10 protein-coding genes and 2 pseudogenes are annotated in these 13,550 nt (G+C 57.8%); 4 read left to right on the forward strand and 8 right to left on the reverse strand.

The window, feature by feature from the left end; genetic code table 11:
- Window positions 1-275 precede the first annotated feature (275 nt).
- The 7 genes from C2L65_RS44745 to C2L65_RS44775 form a co-directional block, all read right to left on the reverse strand.
- A complete protein-coding gene (locus C2L65_RS44745) occupies window positions 276-1,724 on the reverse strand; it encodes an MFS transporter (RefSeq protein ID WP_081921338.1) in 1,449 nt (482 codons plus the stop codon).
- 150 nt (window positions 1,725-1,874) lie between these two features.
- Window positions 1,875-3,029 (reverse strand): acetyl-CoA C-acetyltransferase, encoded by a 1,155-nt coding sequence (locus C2L65_RS44750; RefSeq protein ID WP_042314305.1) that lies wholly within the window; start codon window positions 3,027-3,029, stop codon window positions 1,875-1,877.
- Window positions 3,026-3,829 (reverse strand): enoyl-CoA hydratase/isomerase family protein, encoded by an 804-nt coding sequence (locus C2L65_RS44755; RefSeq protein WP_042314316.1) that lies wholly within the window; start codon window positions 3,827-3,829, stop codon window positions 3,026-3,028. Before C2L65_RS44755 ends, C2L65_RS44750 begins: the two co-directional genes overlap by 4 nt.
- Window positions 3,826-4,890: a phosphotransferase family protein gene (locus C2L65_RS44760; RefSeq protein WP_042314304.1), complete on the reverse strand. Its 1,065-nt coding sequence runs from the start codon at window positions 4,888-4,890 to the stop codon at window positions 3,826-3,828. The genes C2L65_RS44755 and C2L65_RS44760 overlap by 4 nt, the downstream gene beginning before the upstream one ends.
- Window positions 4,887-6,074, reverse strand: coding sequence for an acyl-CoA dehydrogenase family protein (locus C2L65_RS44765; RefSeq protein ID WP_042314303.1), 1,188 nt, complete (start codon window positions 6,072-6,074; stop codon window positions 4,887-4,889). The genes C2L65_RS44760 and C2L65_RS44765 overlap by 4 nt, the downstream gene beginning before the upstream one ends.
- On the reverse strand, window positions 6,071-6,832 hold the full coding sequence (locus C2L65_RS44770; RefSeq protein ID WP_042314315.1) for an SDR family NAD(P)-dependent oxidoreductase: 762 nt from the start codon (window positions 6,830-6,832) through the stop codon (window positions 6,071-6,073). Before C2L65_RS44770 ends, C2L65_RS44765 begins: the two co-directional genes overlap by 4 nt.
- A 606-nt stretch (window positions 6,833-7,438) precedes the next feature.
- Window positions 7,439-7,708, reverse strand: a complete 270-nt coding sequence (locus tag C2L65_RS44775) for a DUF4148 domain-containing protein (RefSeq protein ID WP_081921336.1) — start codon at window positions 7,706-7,708, stop codon at window positions 7,439-7,441.
- Between the two features lie 581 nt (window positions 7,709-8,289).
- Here C2L65_RS44775 and C2L65_RS44780 point away from each other — a divergent pair.
- The 3 genes and pseudogenes from C2L65_RS44780 to C2L65_RS44790 all read left to right on the forward strand — a co-directional run.
- A complete protein-coding gene (locus C2L65_RS44780; RefSeq protein ID WP_042314302.1) occupies window positions 8,290-9,690 on the forward strand; it encodes an MFS transporter in 1,401 nt (466 codons plus the stop codon).
- A gap of 539 nt (window positions 9,691-10,229) precedes the next feature.
- A complete protein-coding gene (locus C2L65_RS44785) occupies window positions 10,230-11,216 on the forward strand; it encodes a porin (RefSeq protein ID WP_158660444.1) in 987 nt (328 codons plus the stop codon).
- A 354-nt stretch (window positions 11,217-11,570) separates the two neighbouring features.
- A pseudogene (locus C2L65_RS44790) lies at window positions 11,571-12,227 on the forward strand (transposase); the annotation flags it as partial.
- A 68-nt stretch (window positions 12,228-12,295) separates the two neighbouring features.
- Here the strand turns inward: C2L65_RS44790 and C2L65_RS44795 are convergent.
- A complete protein-coding gene (locus C2L65_RS44795) occupies window positions 12,296-12,574 on the reverse strand; it encodes an HU family DNA-binding protein (RefSeq protein WP_042314299.1) in 279 nt (92 codons plus the stop codon).
- Window positions 12,575-12,869: 295 nt separating this feature from the next.
- Between C2L65_RS44795 and C2L65_RS44800 the strand changes: the two are divergent.
- Window positions 12,870-13,309, forward strand: a pseudogene (locus C2L65_RS44800) (SET domain-containing protein).
- Window positions 13,310-13,550: the final 241 nt, after the last annotated feature.

The following is a 13,550-nucleotide window of genomic DNA, read 5'->3' on the forward strand; positions in this document are numbered from 1 at the left end:
GCATCTGGTGGGAAAACTCGCCATGCGCCGTCCTCATGCCTGAAAAAGAGTATCGAGACCGGGCTGCCTGGGGAGCGGGTCTCAACTCGCACAAATCGACTCTGACTGATGCGAGTACGCTGAAATCTGGTCACGCGTACCGGTGTGGCCGCAAACCACTTCTCAACTACCACACGCAAAGAAAATCCCGCGCTGTTCATTTGCACCTCCTTCCAAGCTTCCGACTTAGCCAACGTCGAGTGTCATCGCGACGAAGACATCAAAGCCCTACAGCCTCACTCAGCCGAACGACCGTCGAATCGGTCATTGGTGGCGGCAAGAGGACGCCCTACTCCTCGTCCCGTATCCGGGAAAGGTCGTTTCCCAATGTCCGCTCCGTCAACCCTGGCCGCAGCGAGACCCTCAGCCTGATCGAGCGCCCTGCCGTAAGACCGCAGGCCAATCAAAAGAAGGACACTGCCAGCGACAGCCGCACACGGGAGCACAGTGGCAAGCGAGTAACCGACGAGTCGGTGATTGTGAAATACGTGTTCAGTGATAAATCCCACCGTAACCGGCCCCATTCCTTGTCCAACCATGTTCGACAAGAAGATGTAGCCTGCCGCGAGACGCCCTCGAAGCTCGTTCGGTGCGATTAGCTGAAGGGACGTAGCCGCATTCGGGACTGTCGATGACGTGCAAAAATAGGTTAGCGTCAGGAAAAGCAGGCAGATTTGTGGAGTCGAAGCGAGAAAGGCACACAGCGCAAGTGGTGCCGCGATTAGCATAGCCACAACACTCATGCGAACGTTGATGTCGTGCCTGCCACGAGTGTAAAAGCGATCGGCGATGGCGCCCGAAGCGAGCATCGCGCAGATACCCGCGCCGCCAAGCAGAATGCCCAAAGCCGGGCCAATTTCACCGATATGCCATCCGAACCGCCGCTCAAGGAATGCAGGGGCCCAGGACAGAATGGTATAGCCGAGGAGATTGTTGAGCGCAAAGCCTACGAAGACACAAATCAGCGCGCCGCTCTGACTGCGCACATAGCTCACAACGGGCGCAAAAACGGCCTGACTGCTCGCAGCGCCCTCCCCCTGTCGCTGACGAACGGGCTCCCGGATAGTGAAGAGTAGCCAACACAGAGCAACCCCGGGAGCGCCAGCGATCAGAAACGCAAGCTGCCATGGCCGGAATTCGCCGAGAAGTGGCAACTGCAGTTTCTCTGCGACGCTGAGCCAGTGAATCAGCGTGCCTCCAAGGCCATACGAAACGGCGACGCCGATGTTTGCTCCAATAACAAAGACTCCAAGAGCCATAGACAGCTGTCGCCGTGGGAAGAGGTCGCTCAGCATCGAGTGCGCGCCTGGAGACAGCGCGGCTTCCCCTACGCCCACTCCGACGCGGCTGGCAAACAGACCGGCGAACGTGGTAACAAAGCCCGCGCCTGAGCAACTCAAAGACCACACTGCGAGCCCCAGGAAAATCACGATCCGCCTGGAGAATCGATCCACCGCCCAACCCAACGGTATCGCCGCAAGCGTATACATGACCACGAAGGCGAAACCCTCCAGCAGCCCGACCTGAACATCGCTCAGTCCCAGATCGCGTCGCAGTGGAGTGACCATCAACGCAATGATCTGCCGATCCATGAGAGACAAAACATACAGAAACAGCAGCACGAAAAGTGCATACCAGCTTCCGCGCATACTTCGTTTAACACCTTGATTAGTGACAGACGACATGAGACGTCCTTAGAATGGGAGTCCGCTATGTAGAAGGGGGACCTGGCCGATCTCTTCAACGCGGCGCCTCAAATTGGCATCACGTTTCTTTATGGTACTCAAATCCCATAATAGGTCAACTAGCGATGGGGTGCAAGCTTTGGCCGTGCTTCAGAGGGCTTCGATGATGGCGACATTCGCAATGCCGCCGCCTTCGCACATTGTCTGTAAGCCATATCGCTTGCCGCGCGCTCGCAGCGCGTGCACTAACGTTGCCGTGAGCTTGGCCCCGGAGGCACCGAGCGGATGCCCCAAGGCAATTCCGCCTCCGTTCACGTTGAGGCGATCTGGATCTGCACCAATGGCCTGTAGCCAGGCTAGCGGCACAGGTGCGAACGCCTCATTGACTTCGTAGAGATCAATCTGGTCGATCGAGAGGCCTGCACGTGCAAGTGCTCTTCGCGTGGCCGGAATCGGCTCTTCAAGCATGACAATCGGATCGCCCGCAGTAACCGTGAGATTGTGAATCCTGGCAAGAGGGATCAGGTTATGCGACTTCAATCCCTGCTCGTTGGCGACCAGAACACCAGCCGAGCCGTCGCAGATCTGACTCGCGTTTGCGGCGCTCAATACGCCTCCGTCCTGCAACAGCTTTACCGATCCAATCGACTCCTCCGTCGCGTCGAAACGAATGCCTTCGTCGACGATGTGTAACCCTCCATCGACCTCAAGCGGCACGATCTCGGATCGAAAGGCTCCCGCATTGGTTGCAGCAGCTGCGCGCCGATGACTCTTTAATGCATACAGGTCGAGTTGTTCGCGACTGAACCCATATTTCCCGGCGATCAACTGCGCTCCGGTGAACTGGCTAAAGCTATCGACCCCATAGCGCCTGCGGATGCGCTCACTCCAGGGACCACCGAGCCCCGCGTTCAATGCAAGACTTGTGGGCGCCCCCATCGGAACCCGACTCATACTCTCGACGCCAGCCGCAATCACGACGTCTTGTGTGCCCGACATGACCGCCTGCGCCGCGAAATGCAGCGCCTGCTGGGACGAGCCGCACTGCCGGTCGATGGAAACGGCCGGAACGCTATCCGGTAGCTTCGATGCCAACACGGCGTTACGCCCAATATGGAAACTCTGCTCGCCGACCTGGCTCACGCAGCCAAAGATGACGTCGTCTATCGCAGCGGGGTCGATTCCACAGCGATCGACCAGTGCATTCAACACTTCCCCTGCCATATCAGCCGGGTGCCAACCGGCAAGTTTGCCGGCGCGCCGACCGCCGGCAGTGCGGACCGCCTCAACGATGTATGCGTTCATACCGTGTCTCCCCGATGACGTAGACTGGCTCCGCGCTTTGAGACAAAGGCCTGGATGAGATCGCGAGTTTGCGATGTTCGGCTGAGTTCAGCGATCGCCCTCGCCTCGTCTTCCATCTGTGTCTCGAGACTTGACTCCAGACTCGATAGCAGCAGATTGCGTGTTGTTCCGATCGCAGCGGCGGTCGACTTTCCGAGTTGTGCTGATACCGCCGCAGTTTCTTCAACCAGCGCGTCGTCATCTACCGCACGTGTGACCAGACCTAAGTCGGCTGCATCCTCTGCTTCTAGTCGTTTGTTCGTCAAGATGATTTCCTGAGCCCGGCGCAGGCCGACAAGACGAGGGAGAAGCCAGGTTGCACCACCATCAGGGGAAAGCCCGATGCCCGAATAGGCAGGGGTAAAGTGAGCCGAGCGAACCGACAGCGCGACGTCCCCGAGAACAGCCAGGCTAAGGCCAGCACCTGCAGCAGGACCGTTGATGGCGGTGATCAATGGCTTGCGCATCCTTGCGAGCCTCGTTATGGCCATGTGCAAGTACGCTGTCAGTTCTTTCAGCAATGAGGACACTTCGTCACCGGCAGACACAAATTCGCCTACATCGCCTCCTGTACAAAAGAAGCGCCCCGCGCCGGTAAGCACGACGCAGCCTATCGAATCGTCCTCGTCACAATCAATTGAGGCCTTCATCAGCGCCTTCGCCAATGAGAGATCGATTGCATTCCCTACATCGGGCCGGTTCAGCGTCAACTTCGCAATGGATCCGTCGCGCTCGAAGAGCACGGTAGCTGGCGCGGTCATGAGCGCGCCCCTTGCGACTGTTCCCATGCCCGCTGTGCGACAAACGGCAGCGCTGAAACCAATTCCTTTGCGTGGGGCGATGCCGCCGAGCCGCGCTTCCAGCGCGCCTTGATGCCATGAAAAATGGCGGCAAGTCGAAACATGTTGAACGCGATGTAGAAGTTCAGATTTGCGATGCCGTCACGTCCCGTACGAGCGCAGTAGGCCGCTATGTATTCTTCTTCAGCTGGAATGTTCAGCTCTCTCAGGTTCGCGCCCTCTAGCCCTGCGATAATCAGCGGTGGCATACGGTACATCATCAGGTTGTACGCGAAGTCGGCTAGCGGATGACCTAAAGTCGACAGCTCCCAGTCCAGGACGGCCAACACACGGGGCTCCTTCGGATGGAAGATCATGTTGTCGACGCGGAAGTCCCCATGCACTATCGTGGTTTCGTCGCCAGCGGGGATATGGGCGGGCAGCCAATCCATCAACTTCTCGATATGCGGATCCCTGCCAGCCTCGACGTCATCCGAGTATTGTTGCGACCAGCGAGCAATCTGTCGCTCGAAGTAATTGCCGGGGCGCCCGAAATCGGCGAGACCCGCCGACTGGTAATCAACGCTGTGCAGTCTCGCTAACGTCTCGTTGATCGCATCGAAGTAGCGCGGCCGCTCGTCCCGGGACACATCCGGGAACGTCGCGTCCCACAGGACTCGTCCATGAACGTAGTCCATCACGTAAAACCAGGTGCCGATTACTGCATCGTCCATGCACATGCCATACAGATGAGGCACAGGAAAATTCACGCTCTCGAGCGCCTGCAACACTTTCGCCTCACGCTCCACAGCGTGCGCACCCTTCAAGAGATCTCCCGGTGGTTTGCGCCGAACCACATACGCCCTGTCGGGCGTGTTCACCTTGTAGGTAGGATTTGACTGCCCGCCCTTGAATTGCTCGACCGTTATAGGACCTCGAAATCCTCTAACGTTTTCGGTCATCCAGTGCGTCAGGTTGGCCGCGTCAAACCGATGCTCTCTGCGGACCTCAGACGTCCCGTTGAATGAAATAGCCGCACTCATCGGTCCGCCCTCTCAAGAGCATTCTTCTTGATTCTTTTGGCTAGCGACCATTTGTGGACTTCTGTGGGCCCGTCGTATACCCGAAATGCGCGTACCTCGCGGAACACTTTTTCGACCACCGTGTCGGCCGTCAAACCTGTTCCGCCCATTACCTGAACGCACCGGTCCGCAACACGGAATAGCGCCTCAGACACAGCGACTTTCGTCATCGAGGACTCGGCAATGCCTTTCGCGCCGCTATCCAGTATCGCCGCGCACCAGTCGATCATCAGCTCAGCTTGCTTTAAGTCAATCTGGTTCTCGGCGAGCATGAAGCCTACGCCCTCGTGGTCAATAAGCAGTTGACCAAACGCACGACGCTTGACTGCGTACTCGGTCGCAATCTCTTGAGCTCGAATACACGCCCCAAGCCAACGCATGCAGTGGGTGAGTCGAGCGGGTGCCAGACGAATCTGGGCATACTTGAATCCTTCACCACTTTCTCCAAGTATCTGGCTCTCCGGGACGCGAAGACCCTCGATGTGCACAACGGCGTGACCTCCAGGCATCGAATCGTCAAGCGTGTCGAGAACACGCTCGATGCGGATTGCCGGATCCGGCAATTCGACCAGGAACATCGTTGCGCCCTGCTCGGAGCGAGCCATGACGATGCCCACTCCTGCGCCGTCAGCCCCTGTGATGAACGCCTTTCGGCCATTGATTGACCAGTAATCGCCATCCCGCTGAGCGGTGGTCTGCATCATCGATGGATCGGAGCCGGCACCGTTGTCCTCGGCTGGCTCGGTCATGAAAAACGCGGACCGAACACGGCCCTCGATGAGCGGCTGCAGGAAGCGCTCCTTTTGAGCTTGCGATGCGACGCGTCCGAGAAGGTACATGTTCCCTTCGTCCGGAGCGGCGACATTGAGCGCGAGTGGCCCTAACGGCGACAATCCCGCTGCGCGCAACACCAGCGCGGTTTCCCCGTGGGACAGATGACCGCCGTCGGGAAGGACGTTGGGGGTCAGCAGCCCTTCCGCGCGCGCCATCTCCCGAAGCTGCTGAACAAGCTCATCGCTTGGACCATGCGGCCCCTGACGGCAATCACGCTCAAGGAGCGCCACACGTTCGCGGACGAAGACCTCGACACGCTCAGCGATCCGGCGGCCCCGGGCAAGGTTTGGAGTAGCTGAAAAGTCGCTCATCGCGGTGCCATCCGAATCGCGCCGTCCAGTCGAATCGTCTCGCCGTTTAGCATCGGATTGCGCACGATGCTTTCTACGAGTTGCGCATACTCCTGCGGTTGCCCCAAGCGGGCGGGAAACGGAACCTGGCTTCCCAGCGAATCCTGCGCCTCTTGAGGCAAGGCGGCCAGCATGGGCGTCCAGAACAATCCCGGAGCAATCGTCACGACTCTGATCGATAGCGATGCCAGATCTCTGGCCATCGGAAGCGTCATGGCAACCACACCGCCTTTCGAGGCTGCGTACGCAACCTGCCCGATCTGCCCTTCGTACGCAGCGACACTCGCCGTATTGATGATCACGCCGCGCTCTTCTGCGATCGGGTCGATTTCGCTGAGCCGCGCGGCGAACCTGGAACTCACGCTGAAGTTGCCAATCAGGTTGACTTCGATCGTGTCCCGGAATTGGCCCAGGCTATGCGGCGCCGCATCACCGCCCACCGTCTTCGCACCAAGTGCCACGCCGGCGCAGCCAACAAAAACCCGTGCCACGCCGTGAAACCGCTCCGCCTCGTCGAGTCCGGCAACAACGCTGTCTTCCTGCGAAATGTCGATTTTGACGAATCGCCCCCCAATTGCTTCAGCGTGTGCCCGGCCGGCTTCTTCGTTCAGATCGAAGATCGTTACCTTGGCGCCCAGCGTGGCCAGATGCCGTGCGGTGGCGCCTCCCAGACCGGAGGCTCCGCCCGTCACAATTACGGCGAGTCCCTCTATCTCCATGCTCATCTCCTCAAGTCACAGTCCCAAGGGCAGCCTTGGACAGCGTTAACAGTGCGTGCCAACCTTGCTGCCGCCTGCTCGCCGCACTTGGGCATTAATTACTATCGTGGGACTACAGTACCATATAAACAGGGAAGCGGTGCGGATCGGCTGCAGAAATTTGTTGCAGGGCTACCTGGCGCGTCGAAATGTATTGGCGCCGGGAACTGCATGACGGAGACCGTCGTGCCGAATCGCCAGACAGGCGGCAAGGCTTGGCGCGCACGGATGGGAGTGACGACTCAAGCGAGGGAGAGAAAGAAACAGCGGTCGCTTTGCTGATACCACAGAGGATGCGGAGGGCAGGAGTTGGTTCTCGCAGTCCATCAACCACGTATCCCGTCATCCTCAGACGCGGCACGTAGCACGCCTGGCAGCGGTAAAGAACTCATTTAAGGGATTACGACCCAGCCTTCCAATCCGGGATTGAAAGGGCATGGCGAAGACTATGCGGGGAAGGTGTCGCACGCACACCGAATTCGGGCGCACGCGCTTTCTCCCATCAAGCAGAACGCGTCGGCCGCGTCTGCACAGATGAAAAGCCGTCACGTGGTTGGAACAACCCCGTCACATGGATCCAGCGTCTTGATTGGGTGCACGTTTTCGAGCGTCGTCTTGCCTCGCTCGCTCCGCCGCTACGGACTTCTGCGCCGCCTGAATATTGTCAGGATAGGCCGTCGAATTTCGTGGATCGTAGCCGGCGCGCTCCAAATCAACGAGTTCCTTCTGGACTTGAGCCCGGGAAACCGGTGCCGTTCCAAGTTGAGGCTGTGCAAAGGAACCCGCGCATACGCTTAACAGCGACGCAGCAAGGGACGCTGTTACAAAGTTTCGCATTTTCGAGTCCTCAAAAGAGGAGAGACGCGCCGACTATTGCTACACGGCGCACATTTATTTCAATTTCTGATTATAGGTTATCTATCGCCAAAATGACTGTCTATTCTCGAAAATCAAGTTCTATTTAAAAACGATCATTTAATTCGATAATCAGAGTCAACATGTCATTGCGTCTACGTGTGTACACCATGCTTTTAAAAAATCAAACTCCCTTCAGTCTAACGAAATCGCGGATTTTCAAATCGGAAGAGCGCGTGTCTGCCAAAGTTTGGCGAAGACACATGTCGACCGACGCGGCTCTTGAGAGGCACCGATTCCTCATACGGATTTAGCCACGCAGATCGGATGAGGACAGAACTGCTCTCAAACGAGCCATCCTTCCGAACAACCTGGTAAGTGACTACCCTGCCCCACCTTGACGCTCAGAAGAACCGCGCTTATTGTACTCGAATCCCATTTCGGAACTTGAATTGCGTAATTAAACTCAAGATCGGACCGGGGTAGGAGACGATCCCGACCAACCGATCTCGGCGCTGGCGGCATAAGAGTACAAACCTGCAATCTGATCGAGGTTCACTATCTTGACCCATCCCTCTGCGTTCACCGCTACACAGCAAACCACCGAGCCACGGCCGGGCGCACGAGCCTGGTACGCCGTCGGGCTGCTACTGTGCCTCTATATCCTCGCCTTCTTCGGCCGGCAGATTATCTCGCTTCTGGTCGACCCGCTCGAGAAGAGCCTCGGCTTAACCGAAGTTCAGATCGGGCTCCTGATCGGCTTTGCGTTCACGCTTGTTTACGCCATTGGCGGCTTGGCGTTTGGATGGTTGGTCGACACCTTCCCGCGCAAGATCATCATTTTCGTCGGCACGATCGTCTGGGCGCTGAGTTGCATCGGCTGCGGGCTATCCACCTCTTTCGAATGGCTCTTTGTCGCCCGCATGGGCGCAGGTATCGGCGAAGCAACGCTGATGCCAGCGGCTTACGCCCTCCTCAGCGATACCTTTCCCCGGAGGCGCCTGGCAACGGCTCTAGGCATTTTTTCTTTCGGGGCCACCTTTGGTATTGCAATGTCTCTCGGTCTCGGCGGATATCTCCTCGCGATGTTTTCGCACTCGAGCGGCATACAAACGCCCCTGGGTCATCTTGACCCGTGGCAAGCTGCATTTGTCATATCTGGAATCCCCCCGCTCGTCTTCGGCGTACTCGCCCTGACATTGCCTGAGCCTGAGCGGAAAAAGCGGATGCCAGCGCACCCGTCGGCCCGTCCCCTTCTGCTCACTGTGCTTCGCCGGAGGCGCGGCATCATGACGGCCCAGTTCGCGGGATTCTCCATGAATGCGTTGATGGGCTACACATTGATGGCATGGGCGCCAGCATTCATGGGACGCAGTTACGGATGGAAATCAAGCGAGATTGGGCCGGCGCTCGCGCTTACCCTCGGCATAAGCGGAGCCATCGCTACGCTCGGCAGTGGATATCTGGCAGATCGGATGTGGTCACGCGGCGTAAAGGGCAGCCATTACCTGGTCGCCGCGTCAGCGCTAACCCTTTCATCTCCGCTCGGCATCGTCGCGTTTCTCTCGCCGAGCCCGCGGATCTTCCTGCTCGGAATATTCGTCGTGTATTTTGCGGCGGCTGTTTCGCTCAACATGGGCGCAACCTCTCTTCAAGTGCTAACACCGCCAGCTCTGAGAGGACGATTGTCGGGCCTCTATCTGTTCTGCACCAATATGATTGGCGCCGGTCTCGGTCCGCTGATTGTCGCGATGATGACTCAGCACCTCTTTCACGATCGTGCCAAGGTAGGTATCGCGATGGCGATAGTGACGCCGGCATCCGCGTTAGCCGGTGCAGTGATTCTCGGATTTGCACGACGGCGCTATGCCGAGTTGATCGCCACAGCGGACATTGCTCTTGATGAGCCCGAGCCGGCCATCACGCCGACGTCTCGTGACGCGATACTCGGGACAGAATCGTGACGCACAACCTTTGAGTCCGTCGGACGAGCGCCTGATACCTGGATGATTACCATCGCAGCGGGCCCGAGTCACAAGTGACCCGGGTCTGCCGCGCTTCGACAACGTCTTCGCGCGTGGCGGAATGGCATTCCCCGGGCCACTACCTGCCCCATCTTCATCAGCCAGGTCTCCGCTCGCGAAGACCTGGATCAACATACCCCATATCCCCTTTAGCGACTTCAATCTGTCACGGGGCTCGTGCCCGCTCACACGAAATACCTCACGGGTATCCACTGATATGCGTTTATGAGACTCACGTACCATAATAGAACCACGATATCCACAAAGGATCATCACTCATCGCAGATGAGATTATCGTGGGGCGTGCCGACGCACCTTTTAGGTGACCATTTGTGAGATAGCAATAGGCGCAGAAAACAGCTACGTTCGTCGGCTCAAAAGAAGTCAATTAGAGAAACACCAATCCGCATACATATTTCGTTCTACATATTAAATAGGGGGCGGTTGTGAGGCGATGTTTCTGTGCCACGTCAATTTCCTTGCTTCTTCTGTCCGCTCATGCTCGAGCAGAGAGTGAACTCACCTTATATGGGATTCTCGACAACAGCATCGAGTTCACGAATGCTGGGAATGGCATGACAGTCAAGATGGATTCTGGAGGGTTAAACACCTCGAGATTCGGCTTGAAGGGTACTGAGAACGTTGGTGGTGGTTACATGATCAAATTTCAGCTCGAGCAAGGAATCTCGACGACTAACGGCGCGGCGACGAATCCGTCAGCCACATTCGGCCGACAGGCTTGGGTTGGCGTTGCAGCACCGTGGGGCGAAGTGCGGATGGGTCTTCAGAACACCCCAGTGTACATTCCGGTAGTGGGTGTAATGGATGCATTCACGGTCAATACAGTGGCCTCGGGCCTGGATAGCTTTCTCAGCATATCGCCGAGACAGAGAAATGCGATTACATATCTGACCCCTGACTTCAACGGCCTGACCGGGCAAGTCATGGTAAGTCTGCGCGACACCTCGACAAAACCCAGCAACGGTCTTGGCGCATACAACCTGGCAGTTGAATACACTCGGGGTGCGTTTAACTCAGCTGTCGGATATCAACGAGTTACGAATTTCACGGGAACCAGCACACTCAACGCGTTGTTCGCCGGGATGAACTACGGATTTGGGCCGCTCCGGGTTTTCGCCGGATACCACAACGCAAAAATCACCGACTCCGTGGATAAGGACGTATATTCGCTCTCCGCGAGCTATCAGTTCAGCCCTTCGATCTGGCTCTCTTTCGGAGGAGCACACGCTCACGACCGGACCGGAAAGGGGAACGGAGGCGATCAGGTCGGCCTGATGTACTGGTACTTTGTTTCTAAGCGCACCACCCTGTATGCCAGTGCCGCGTTCCTGGCTAATCATAACCAAGCAACCTTTACGATTAACGGCGAACCTATTGGGATCCCAGTCGCCTATCCCGGCGCCGACCCTAGAGGCGTCCAGCTTGGGATTCAGCATCGGTTCTAGATGCGGTGTCCATGCTTGTTCGTTCTCCTTCAGGCTAGACGTGCGAGCGATCGACTTCACGGATAGCCGCCGCTGCTGTCGTGCCCGTCAAAATGGTGGCGAATCGCGATTTGTCGTTGTGGACGCGACCGATCAGGATGCTACAGTCAAGCTAAGATAACTGCCCCTTATCGCGGGAATCGCATCGTAAATGGTAAGCCACCGCGTTGATGAGAGCGCCTGCCCCGCCTAGTCGGCGGCTTTCAGGGCGCAACGGACGTTTTCTCAGGTAGCCCCTACGACTAGTCATCGGCCAAACGCGACGTTGGATTGTTGGGTATCCTGGAAGACATCGATCGACGGGAGTACATCGTCATGATGGGTCATCTGGGCAGCGGACAGGACAAGCTCTTCTACTCGTTCAACCTCGATAATCACATCCCTCGCGAACATCTACTGAGAGGCATCGACTACTTCCTCGACCTTCGTGAGCTGCGCCAGCATCTCGCGCCGTTCTACAGCCCGATGGGTCGGCCATCGATTGATCCAGAACTCATGATCCGCATGTTGATCGTGGGCTATTGTTTCGGCATCCGGTCCGAGCGCAGGCTGTGCGAGGAGGTACATCTTAATCTGGCGTATCGATGGTTCTGCCGCCTCGGGTTGGACGACGCCGTACCCGAACATTCGACACTCTCAAAGAACCGTCACGACCGCTTCCGCGACAGTGCTGCCCTACGGCATGTGTTCGAGACAGTACTTAGCCGTTGCATGTCCGAAGGACTGGTCGAGGGCGAAGGATTCGCTATCGACGCGAGCATCATCAGGGCCGATGCGAGTGCTGCTCGCGGTGTTCCCGGTACTGAACGCGTCGACTGGGGATGTGCTGAGGGGCAAAGCCGTGCGGTCCGGGAATATCTCGATGCATTGGACGAAGCGAATCCGGCGGGCGCCGAGGCCGCAGAGGCAGACAGATCGGCGCCTCAAAAGAAGATTTCGCTGACGGACCCCGCGGCAAGCTGGACAGCCGCAGGTTGTTGCGTCAACAAGCGATCTGATCAGATAACGCTGTCGATCGGATGTTACGCACACCGGCCCACTCATGCGGCATTCACGACGTCCTTGAATCCCTTGCCTGCAGTGAACTTGACGGTTTTCGCCGCCGGAATCGTGATGGTCTCGCCCGTCGACGGATTGCGACCCGTGCGTTCGGCGCGAGCACCCGTCGAAAACGAGCCGAATCCGATCAGCTGGACTGTTTCGCCGCGCGTGACGGCCGCCGTCACGGCCTCGAGAATGGCATCAATGGCCTCGCCCGTGCTGACCTTGCTTTCGCCCGTGGTCGATGCAACAGCATCAATCAGTTCGTGTTTGTTCATCTTTCAGTCTCCCTTTGAACAATAACATCCCCGATACAGCGGGACGGACGCCACCCTACCGCAGGTGCGTCGGTCCGGCAACCCGCGAGTTGGGCGACCAGGCACCGCTTCGCGCCGAAGGGCCCCTTTCCTGTCGGCACGTCTTGTGGCGGAGCTGGCTTGCATGTTGGCGCGCCAGACGGTTAGTTGCGCAATGCTCTCATGCGGAGTTGAGTCTGCGGAGGAAGAAGCGATATGCTTCGCGCCTGATTTTTGAACCGCGATGAATGGACATTCACCCAACAGGACTTCACACGTGCAACAGCGACGTATAACTGCACGACGCTCGTCAGTGCATGGCAGGGCTCTTCGCGCTGCAGCCCATCGCCGCCGGCGAGCGGCTTATCGAATACACGGGTGAGCTGACCAGCTGGCGGCGGGCCGCCGCGCCAGCGCGCCGACGTTGGCCACACATTCGTATTCGGAGTCTCGGATGGGCGGGTGATTGATGGCAGCCGCGGTGGCAACAGCGCACGCTTCCTGAACCACGCATGCGCACCGAACTGCGAAGCCATTGAGTCGGGTGATCGTGTCTTCATCCACGCGCTCGCCGACATCGCGCCCGGCTCCGAGCTGTTTATCGACTATGCGCTGCCCATCGACAGCGAACCGACCGATGAGGTCCGGCAACAGTACGCATGCCGTTGTGGTTTGGCCGGATGCCGGCAAACCATGCTCAGCGCGTCAGACGGCTGACGTCGGCCGACGCGAATGACTGTTACCGGCAATGCTAGATGCCCCCTTCGCGAAGTGAACCAGCCATTGAAATGACGGCAGTCTCTGTTGCGCGAACGGCAACTATTGGCCGAACCCGGAAATACGAGTTGGCTTCGAACACCGCGACCCCTGGTTGAAGGCCGAACTTCCGTAAACGACCGATTCTGTTGAAAAACTCCCCGCCAAATCGAATTTTGGCTATCCTGGAAGACATTGATCG

The organism is Paraburkholderia terrae, from assembly GCF_002902925.1.
Classification (GTDB): domain Bacteria; phylum Pseudomonadota; class Gammaproteobacteria; order Burkholderiales; family Burkholderiaceae; genus Paraburkholderia; species Paraburkholderia terrae.

Excerpts from the sequence above, each read along its gene's own strand:
- C2L65_RS44760 (WP_042314304.1), bottom strand. The coding sequence starts at position 4,890 with ATGAGTGCGGCTATTTCATTCAACGGGACGTCTGAGGTCCGCAGAGAG.
- C2L65_RS44795 (WP_042314299.1), bottom strand. The coding sequence starts at position 12,574 with ATGAACAAACACGAACTGATTGATGCTGTTGCATCGACCACGGGCGAA.
- C2L65_RS44750 (WP_042314305.1), bottom strand. The coding sequence starts at position 3,029 with ATGAACGCATACATCGTTGAGGCGGTCCGCACTGCCGGCGGTCGGCGC.
- C2L65_RS44745 (WP_081921338.1), bottom strand. The coding sequence starts at position 1,724 with ATGTCGTCTGTCACTAATCAAGGTGTTAAACGAAGTATGCGCGGAAGC.
- C2L65_RS44765 (WP_042314303.1), bottom strand. The coding sequence starts at position 6,074 with ATGAGCGACTTTTCAGCTACTCCAAACCTTGCCCGGGGCCGCCGGATC.
- C2L65_RS44775 (WP_081921336.1), bottom strand. The coding sequence starts at position 7,708 with ATGCGAAACTTTGTAACAGCGTCCCTTGCTGCGTCGCTGTTAAGCGTA.
- C2L65_RS44755 (WP_042314316.1), bottom strand. The coding sequence starts at position 3,829 with ATGACCGCGCCAGCTACCGTGCTCTTCGAGCGCGACGGATCCATTGCG.
- C2L65_RS44770 (WP_042314315.1), bottom strand. The coding sequence starts at position 6,832 with ATGGAGATAGAGGGACTCGCCGTAATTGTGACGGGCGGAGCCTCCGGT.